Below are 9,035 nucleotides of genomic sequence, written 5' to 3'. Positions count from 1 at the left end.
GCTGAGCAAGCTCAAGGATACCTAGTTTGTTCTTAATGATCTTTGCTTGTGTAGTCATAATACTAATCTCTGTTACGTTGTTTAATTTATTGTAACTGTCAGATTAAGTTTTGACTAATTCAAATAAGTCGAGAACTGATCTGCTTATCCTTTAATGATTAGCATATCAATCATGTTCGAAAACAATCATGAAGAGAAAGCAAAGTAAATGTCAAATATTAACTCATGCTAAGTTCAGTATGAGTTCCGCTCGTGATGTTCAGTTGTTATTAGTGTTTACGTTAACTTACCTATCTCCAGAAATGTGAAATTTAGTTGGCTATCTTTCAAGGATATTATAATATAATAAGGTAGACAGCCCTAAAAGTTCTGTTAGATATTGCCTGTTGGTATAGAGAATATAACAGTTGTGCCTGTCTGCTCGATATCTGCAACCTGAATGCTGCCCCCATGGCGAAGAATCACCTCTGCACACAGATACAATCCTATTCCCAGGCCATCCACCTGCAACTTTGTATTGGCCCTGTAAAATTTTTGAAATATTTTCTTACGATCTCCCGGCGCTATCCCGATTCCATAATCCCTGACACTGAAGCTGACCTGATCATGATCTGGTGTAATGGTAATTTCGAGATTTGGATCATTTTCAGAATACTTGATTCCATTGTTGATCAGATTGGTGATGACCTGGGCAATCCGATGACGATCGCCATGTATCAAAATTTCATCCGCATCTGCCTGTACTTCGATCTCCGCATGGGCATGAATAACCCTGGCATTGTCTGCAATCTCATCGGCAAGTCTGCGAATATCAAACGTTGTTTTTGCCAGGCTGATTTCTTTTAACTTTGCATTTACCGGTAAGGCCATCTCGCCTAAAAGACGATTAATCCTTTCGGTTGATCCCAGCGCCCTGGTTACAATATTCAGGGCTTTTTCCTCATTTTGCGGCTGCAATATACGCTCAAGTAGTTGTAAAGATGCCATTACAGCCGACAATGGCGTTTTCAGTTCATGCATGGCCACATTCAAAAGTTCATCGCGCAGTACTTCTAAATCTTTCTTTTCGGTAATGTCCAGCGTTGTTCCCAATAGCTCATAGGGGATGCCCTTTTTGTACAACACTTTGCCATTTGCGTCTATCCAGTGAATACTGCCATCCGGATGTTTTACCCGGTACTGAGCCTTATAAAGCTGTTGATGTTCTATCGCAGTAGAAACCTTGGCCTGCATTTCCGGCAGATCCTCAGGAAGTATGCAACTTAGCATGTCAGCATAACTAAATGCTCTGGATGGATCCCAGCCAAAATTCTTTTTGCACTGCGGGGTGCAGGCCATAAAGTTGCTGTTAACCAGGTTGACTCTCCAAAAACCCATCGAAACCTGTTCAAGTGCAATATCAAGATGCTCGTCAGAGATATTAAACGTTTGATCAGCGTTAGGAAGTTTCGAACTCATACGGTCTCTTTGCGAATATTTTTAGCAAAAAAAACATAAATAATGTGAATTTCCACAGCAATGTATGTGAAATGATGCGTCTTGATTAATTTTATTGTATTGATCTGTATAAAGAAATGATGCTGCGATGTTTCTTAACGTTAACCGTCAGGTAACTGACTGGCTCAATAAAAGACCGGTTTTACAGGGCATCATGACTCGTTGTAAAACCATAAATGCTAAGCCATCATTTCAAAAGCACGTGTCAGCAGATTATCAACATCAAAAGGTTTACCCATAAAGCCGTCTGCCCCGCATTCCCGTGCTAAAATATCTCCGTTAGACTCAGCCGACATCAATAAAACAGGTGTTTTATTGTTAGGATAGCTCGATTTGAACAATCTGCATAATTCATCACCGTTATATCGTGATCCGATGAGCCTGATATCCATTAAAACCAAATGGAAGCCTCCCTTATCGATAAATTCAGGATTAGGCGCAATGTTCAGTACAGTAGTATAATAACCTACCGTTTCAAAGATCATTTGAAATAATTCACTGATTTCTTGATCATCTTCAATGATGAGTATGTGTTTTTCCATCGGTATCGATTTTAAGTGATTCCAATACGGTCACGGCGATCGATTTTCGATGGCGATAGTAGTATCTGCGTTTGTTAACGTATAACAGCGTTGAAAGTTTTGATTTTCTACCAATCTGTTGAGAATCTTTTCAGTGTATGTTTTAATAGAGCTGCCGCCTTCCCGTTCCACTGTTGCTCCTCATTGCCATCACTTTAAATCTGCCGGGTATCTGATGAATTGTGCGACAAGTCTGTTAAGTTTTCCCGCAAGCTTATCCAACTGTCAACAACAAACTGGTAGCTCATTTCTTTCAGTGCTTCCAGCGTATCAATTCCTTGTTGAGCATGTTGAGCGAACGGTAGATCTTTAAAAAAATGATCAGTTGGTACCAAACCAATTTAATATATTTTTTAAAATGCTTGCCGGGGCATCATCTGCATCTGCTGGGATGGCAAGTCCCGTAAAGCCGAACGTCGGGTACGATACAATAGGCAGTTAAAAGATCAATAAATATATGTTAATTTGTATTTTATGCCATAAATGTGCTTTGCATGTTTATGGATATTATAAGATCAACATTCTGGCAAATTGAAAACCGCAAAATATTACCTTGCTGCTATATTCGCGTATGCGACCTGGGGCTTTTTTAGCTTAGTTTTAAAACCGCTGAGCGGATATGCTTCGGTAGATATTTTATTTTACCGCATTTTTAGCTGCGCCATATTAATGGTTTTCATTACCGCCTTATTTAAGCGTGCCGATTTGCTTAAAACTTTCTCAAATATTAAAGCCCTACCTGCTAAACAAAAACGAAATATGCTTTTACTGAATGTAGGTGGAAGTATTCTTTTAAATATCAACTGGTTCTCATTTATTTACGTGCTCAACCACGTAAGCATTAAGGCCACCTCACTTGCCTATCTTGTGTGCCCGATTATTACGACATTGCTTGCTTACTGGCTTTTGCACGAAAAGCTAAATAAAATACAATGGGCGGCTGTCGCATTGAGTATAATTGGATGTTTACTCCTATCCTATGCCAATATTATGGATATGGTTTATGGTATCATTATTGGATCAAGTTATGCCGCGTACCTGGTAAGCCAGCGTAAAAATGTTGGGTTTGATAAGTTCATTACCCTCACTTTTCATATTGTGCTTTCTGCCTTGCTGCTGCTTCCCTTTTACCCTTCCTACAGCGGGCGTATACCTGGCACGACGACATTTTGGGTACTGATAGAAGTGATAGCACTTGGCTTTACGGTAATTCCGTTATTTCTGAATTTGTATGCCTTAAAGGGGTTGAATTCATCAACAGTGGGCATGTTGCTTAACATCAATCCCATTATTGCATTTGCTATAGCAGCTCTGGTATATCTTGAGCCTATCAGTCCCTTACAAATGGCGGCCTACAGTATTATCTTCGTATCGGTTATCGTTTTTAATGCGCATTACCTTTTAAAAAATAAGCAAAAGCAGATGCATGGCAGAGATCAGCCTTCTTTTAGCAAAGATTCCGGTTACTCAGAGGCATAAAGATATTGCTGCTTTTCGATGTAACCACATAAAGCAGGCCGGCCATATACAACTTCCATAGGGAAGCCTGTCATCGTTTAATTTAAATTAATTGCTCCACCTTTGATGCCACCACTATCCCCAAAATTTTAATTTCTTTTAATCGTTTGTACACCATACAGAAACAAGAAAGCGGAAAAAACCAAAGGCTCTTCCCGCTTATCTAAATTAACGCTCTCAATATACAAAACATCATTATCGCCAATATGTTTGCTGTGATTTAAAAAAAAATCGAATTCGGCTATCTCCAACCAAGCCCTGGCGCAACATGCTCCAGAATGGCAGATAAAATATAAATGTTGTAATCTACACCCAGCGTGTTTGGAATGGTCAATAATACCGTATCTGCTTCCTGTATTGCCTCGTCTGCTGCCAGTTCCTTTATCAGCAGATCGGGCTCAGCGGCATATCACCTGCCGAAAACTGCCTGTTGAGTGGGCTCAATATAACCAAAACTATCTGCCGCCTTCCCCTGCTGTCCGAAATAATACCTGTCCTGATCGTTCATCAGCGCAAATATAGAACGGCTGACAGACACCCTTGGCTCACGGTCATGTCCAGCATTTTTCCAGGCTTCCTTATACAACCTGATCTGCTCAGCCTGCTGAACGCTGAAGGGCTTGCCATTTTCATCAAACTTCAATGTAGAACTCTGCAGGTACATGCCCTGCTCTGCCGCCCACACCGCAGTGGCATTGGAAGCCGCTCCCCACCAGATGCGTTCGCGCAGCCCCTCAGAATAGGGTTCTAACCTTAACAGTCCCGGAGGATTGGGAAACATTGGATTTGGATTCGGCCTTGCAAAACCTTCGCCATTCAGTCTTTCCAAAAACGCCAAAGCCTTTTGCCTACCCATATCCGCATCGCTCTCGCCGTCCTTTGGTGAAAAACCGAAATACCGCCAGCCTTCAACCACCTGCTCGGGCGAACCCCGGCTGATGCCCAGTTGTAACCTGCCACCAGAGATCAGGTCGGCCGCACCCGCATCCTCAACCATATATAAAGGGTTTTCATAGCGCATATCGATAACCCCCGTTCCGATTTCGATCTTTGAAGTTTTTGCACCAATTGCCGAAAGCAGCGGAAAGGGCGATGCCAATTGCCTCGCAAAATGGTGTACCCTGAAATACGCGCCGTCGAGCCCGATCTCTTCGGCCGCAACGGCCAAATCGATAGACTGCAGCAAAGTATCACTGGCGGTACGCGCCTGGTATGAGGGATGTTCGGACCAATGCCCGAAAGATAAAAATCCGATTTTCTTAATTTCATTAATTGCTAAATTCAAAGTTAGCATTACGCTCATTGCCCGAGGGTCATCGTGTAGTCATAACCGCAACTGTCCTTTATCAAACAATAGCCCTGGCTAATTGTTCCAAAATCAGTTATGTCTAGACGAAAACAGATACAGTCAAAGGAGCAGTTTGATGCAGGGCTCGAACTGGAAAGAGCGGGCGATAGCGCTGCCGCATTAAAACGCTACCAGCAAGCTTCGCGGACAGATCCCACCAATTCTCATGCATGGAACAGGCAGATGGTACTGTTGCGCAAAGCTAAATCAAAAGAGGATGAGATCAAGCTCATTCAAAAGGCCATAGCCGAATACCGGAAAGCCTACGAAACCAAACAACAAGACTGGATGAAAGAAAACAAGGCCAAAGCAGAGAGCACACGTGAGCTGGCGCAAGTACTTGGTCTGTTAGAATCAACAGGCTTTCCAAAAAATATAGATACCACCATCGAAAAATGGCAGACCAGGCTCTACTTGCTTGAATACCGGGTCAAAAATGCCCGAAAGAAGAAAACTTCGTCAAAAAAACCTGTAAGCAAATCATCAAAAAGCACAACTGCTGCGACGAAAAAGCCTAAGCAAAACGCATCTACCAAACCCAGGCTTAACAAAAAGCAATAAGATCAGTCCGATATGAATAGGACTTAATAGCCCTGTCCAAATCTCCTAGAACATGATTGGTTCATCTCCGCTAATTCTCCTTGCCCATAGTTAATATCACAGTTAATAAAATATTATATATTTGGACATGAAGTTAGAATGCGCTATTCAAAGGAATAATAACAATTATGATTTGATAAGATTAATAGCTGCATTAATGGTAATATATGGGCATTCTTTTATATTATTTGATCCTAAAGGGTATTCTGAACCCGTAGGCGAGATATTAAAAAATGAGTATAGTGGCAGCCTTGCTGTCGCATTATTTTTCTTTTTCGGAGGCCTTTTCGTAACCCAAAGTTATGAACATTCGAAACCAAAATCTTCCTACTTACTAAAGAGACTATTTCGGATATGGCCTGCATTGATTATTTGCACACTAATTACAGTATTTATTGCCGGACCATTTTTAACTGAATTACCGGTTTATGAATATTTTACATCAAAAGAAACATGGAAATATTTGTTTTTGAATTGCACAATCGTTTTCAGGGCTGCTTACAATTTGCCTGGGGTATTTATAAATAATCACTATCCAAATACTGTAAATGGCTCATTTTGGACTTTACCGGCAGAAGTAAGATATTACTGCCTTGTGTTCTTTTTAGGTATCTTTAACATATTTAAGAAACCCATGCTGTTGGTGTCTTTTGTTATCGGCATTACTTTGTTATTTACTACCGATAAACTTACTGCAAACGGCCTAACCACCTCAAACATAACGGTTAAATTGCTTATTATATTTCTTGCCGGGTCATTATCTTATGCTTACCGACGGCTAATTATTATAGATTATAGAATTGCCCTGGTCTTGGTATTGATCACCTTACTCTCCTATTTCATTTATTTCCAAATTATTATTTTATACATTACCATGATTTATAGCGCATTGGCAATTGGAATCTCCAGGGTATTTAAGAAATTGCATTTGCAAGGCGATTACTCTTATGGAATTTATATTTACGGTTTTTTGGTACAGCAGATTGTGGCCAACAAAATTCCAGAATTGTCTAGCTATCAAAGCATGCTTATAACCATTCCATTAAGCTTTATTCTGGCAATACTCTCCTGGAATATGATTGAAAAACCCGCAATAACCTACCTAAAGGGTAAAAACAATCAGCTTCAGCCAGAAAGCAATATCAATCACTCACTTTAACCAGATGCTACTTTGAATTTCATTTATGATGTTTGACAGTATGAAATGCTCGTCGCCAGTACATTTGTTTTCCATTAACCTATGAACCAAAAGAAATTCCTGAAGGCATTTAAAATATCGCACATGGACTCCTTCTAAAGAACTTTGTCAGAGTGATGATTTTCACATTAAATAGAATTCACAAATCATCAAACATGCTTCCATAATGCTATTTTTCCCCTTATACACAAAATATACCAGGATTGCTTTTTAGGAGTATAATTGCTGTTCATCGGTATAATAACTGGTCCTTCCGCCGATCTTTTCTGACTTCACGACTGCTCCGGAAGGAGATTTTTTCAGCTTTGCCCCATGTATTTTCATCAAGTCGCGCAGCTCCCCGCGAAGCTCATCTCCGTTCTCTTTTGCGATAGCTGTAACGGCTTCTTGCAAGACAGACTTCAAACTATGGAACAATTTATTGACGATTTTTTCAGGTATGGCCGAGCTGATCGAAAACGGAGATACTCTGGCATCCCACAGGATCTCATCTGCATATGAATTACCAATGCCCCGTATCTTCTTCTGATCCACCAGCAACTCCTTAACCATTTTCTTGCTCTTGAACAGCACCCCGGTAAAATAATCTTTATCCATTTCAAGCGCATCTGGTGCCTTAGCAGCGTCGGGATTTAAGGTAGGTATTGCCGCACGCAAGCTATCTACCAAGGCAAAGCCCTCACCCCCTGAAAAATGAAAAGCAAGTATGGCATATTTTGGCAGCTCCGAACCGCTATGCATCGCCTCCAGTTCACCCCTAAGCATCAGATGAACCTGTAGAATTTCCTTACCGAAATGAAAGTGCAAAGTTTTTCCATAGCGTAAAACATTCGAAAGCTTTTTACCTTCGAGCCTGGCCTTGAGCTGTGCAGCAGTCACGTTAAGCTTTTTCGTCACTTTTACTTTCAATTCCTCTAGGGTTTTACCCTTAAACCGACGCGAAAGGATTTGCGCAAACACTTCTAAGTCTGGTAGTTCAGCCATAACATTTTTTTTAAAAAATTAAACACGCCCATTTTTATATTTCTTACGGATCTCACTGATCGATGTGCAGGATCGAAACATTGTTCATGCCCGAAAAGTTTAGACTTACCCATCAGCAGATACTAATAGGTATCCCTGACGATCTGGCGAAGCATATTCAGGTTGGCATGTGCCTCCCCCATCGTGTTATTGAAATACACGAATACCTTTTTGCCTTCTGAAAGCCACTCGGTCACATAACTTGCATACTCGTACAGCACGTCGTCTGCATAACTTCCCCTATAGTTTCCTCCTGGACCATGAAACCTGAGGTAGATAAAACCGGGATGGCTTTCCCTTACCGGAGAACTGGCAGGCGACTTATCATGTATAACCATACCAAGCCCAAACTCTTCCAAAAGTTCATACACCTCATCTATATATAAAGAAGGATGCCGAAATTCCAAAGCGATCTTCCATTCAAAAAAAGGATCATGAGTTCTAAGCACCGACATGAGAAAGCGCAACTGCGCAAAATGAGCAATCCTTATGCTCGGGGGGAACTGTACCAAAAGACAGGCCTTTTTATCCTCCACATGCGAAATAACTGAAAAGAATCTGGATACAACCTCCGGATCAAAGGCCAGGTCCTTATTGTGGGTCACCTCCTTGAAAAGCTTAAAAGTGAACCGAAATTTCTCAGGCACATCAGCCGCCCATTTTTTCATCGTGGAAGCCTGCGGTATTTTATAAAAGGAAGAATTGATCTCGATAGAATCCATCAGCGATGCGTAATAGCACAGCCTGCTCTTCTCTTGAAATTCTTTGGGATAGTACAATTTGTTGGGAACGGGCAACAACAGCCCGCTGGTACCCGAGTAATAGTTTTCAAAAGCGATGTCCATATGAACTAAACAAGTCGAATAGAAAAATTGTTGAACGGCCAGATCAGAAGAAAGGCACGCTAAGCATTGATCTAAAAATCCCCAAAAACAAAAAAGCAGCTTTTTTTCAGAACTGCTTTGAAGCTCTGGCTCAGTAGCGGTGCGTCATTAGAATCATTTTGTGGAGGAATTAATTGAAATCGTGATTTTCGAAAATTTTAAAATAACAGGTCAGTAAAAAAGTAGCTGATCCATTTAGCAAAAGAAAGATTTAGGTATAGTCGAAATACCTTATAATTGAGTTGGCAACACATCTCCATTGAATTAGTCAAAACTTAATCTGACAGTTACAATAAATTAAACAACGTAACAGAGATTAGTATTATGACTACACAAGCAAAGATCATTAAGAACAAACTAGGTATCCTTGAGCTTGCTCAGCATTT

The 9,035-nt window shown here is 40.8% G+C and carries 8 protein-coding genes; 3 read left to right on the top strand and 5 right to left on the bottom strand.

Going from position 1 to position 9,035, the window contains the following annotated elements; genetic code table 11:
- Window positions 1–372: 372 nt before the first annotated feature.
- Window positions 373–1,458 carry an ATP-binding protein gene (locus ACFE6N_RS23445; RefSeq protein ID WP_378940354.1) on the bottom strand — a complete coding sequence of 362 codons (1,086 nt, stop codon included), beginning with the start codon at window positions 1,456–1,458 and terminating at the stop codon, window positions 373–375.
- Window positions 1,459–1,676: 218 nt separating this feature from the next.
- Window positions 1,677–2,039 (bottom strand): response regulator, encoded by a 363-nt coding sequence (locus ACFE6N_RS23440; RefSeq protein WP_378940352.1) that lies wholly within the window; start codon window positions 2,037–2,039, stop codon window positions 1,677–1,679.
- A gap of 570 nt (window positions 2,040–2,609) precedes the next feature.
- Here ACFE6N_RS23440 and ACFE6N_RS23435 point away from each other — a divergent pair.
- A complete protein-coding gene (locus ACFE6N_RS23435; protein WP_378940350.1) occupies window positions 2,610–3,557 on the top strand; it encodes an EamA family transporter in 948 nt (315 codons plus the stop codon).
- A gap of 448 nt (window positions 3,558–4,005) precedes the next feature.
- Here ACFE6N_RS23435 and ACFE6N_RS23430 read toward each other — a convergent pair whose 3' ends face one another.
- Window positions 4,006–4,881, bottom strand: coding sequence for an LLM class flavin-dependent oxidoreductase (locus ACFE6N_RS23430; RefSeq protein WP_378940348.1), 876 nt, complete (start codon window positions 4,879–4,881; stop codon window positions 4,006–4,008).
- Between the two features lie 99 nt (window positions 4,882–4,980).
- Between ACFE6N_RS23430 and ACFE6N_RS23425 the strand changes: the two genes are divergently transcribed.
- Together ACFE6N_RS23425 and ACFE6N_RS23420 are read left to right on the top strand one after the other, a co-directional pair.
- A complete protein-coding gene (locus tag ACFE6N_RS23425; protein WP_378940346.1) occupies window positions 4,981–5,505 on the top strand; it encodes a hypothetical protein in 525 nt (174 codons plus the stop codon).
- A gap of 172 nt (window positions 5,506–5,677) precedes the next feature.
- Window positions 5,678–6,703, top strand: a complete 1,026-nt coding sequence (locus ACFE6N_RS23420; protein WP_378940344.1) for an acyltransferase family protein — start codon at window positions 5,678–5,680, stop codon at window positions 6,701–6,703.
- Window positions 6,704–6,952: 249 nt separating this feature from the next.
- Here ACFE6N_RS23420 and ACFE6N_RS23415 read toward each other — a convergent pair whose 3' ends face one another.
- The gene (locus ACFE6N_RS23415; RefSeq protein WP_378940342.1) at window positions 6,953–7,726 is read right to left on the bottom strand and encodes a DNA-formamidopyrimidine glycosylase family protein; all 774 of its coding nucleotides are present in this window, start codon (window positions 7,724–7,726) and stop codon (window positions 6,953–6,955) included.
- Window positions 7,727–7,848: 122 nt separating this feature from the next.
- Window positions 7,849–8,610 carry a DUF72 domain-containing protein gene (locus tag ACFE6N_RS23410; protein WP_378940340.1) on the bottom strand — a complete coding sequence of 254 codons (762 nt, stop codon included), beginning with the start codon at window positions 8,608–8,610 and terminating at the stop codon, window positions 7,849–7,851.
- Between the last annotated feature and the right edge of the window lie 425 nt (window positions 8,611–9,035).

The sequence above is a fragment of the Pedobacter sp. BG31 genome (genome assembly GCF_042464845.1).
In the GTDB taxonomy this organism is placed as follows: Bacteria; Bacteroidota; Bacteroidia; order Sphingobacteriales; family Sphingobacteriaceae; genus Pedobacter; species Pedobacter suwonensis.
This window is presented reverse-complemented; position numbering and strand designations above follow the sequence as displayed.

Excerpts from the sequence above, each read along its gene's own strand:
- ACFE6N_RS23445 (WP_378940354.1), bottom strand. The coding sequence starts at position 1,458 with ATGAGTTCGAAACTTCCTAACGCTGATCAAACGTTTAATATCTCTGAC.
- ACFE6N_RS23440 (WP_378940352.1), bottom strand. The coding sequence starts at position 2,039 with ATGGAAAAACACATACTCATCATTGAAGATGATCAAGAAATCAGTGAA.
- ACFE6N_RS23425 (WP_378940346.1), top strand. The coding sequence starts at position 4,981 with ATGTCTAGACGAAAACAGATACAGTCAAAGGAGCAGTTTGATGCAGGG.
- ACFE6N_RS23415 (WP_378940342.1), bottom strand. The coding sequence starts at position 7,726 with ATGGCTGAACTACCAGACTTAGAAGTGTTTGCGCAAATCCTTTCGCGT.
- ACFE6N_RS23410 (WP_378940340.1), bottom strand. The coding sequence starts at position 8,610 with ATGGACATCGCTTTTGAAAACTATTACTCGGGTACCAGCGGGCTGTTG.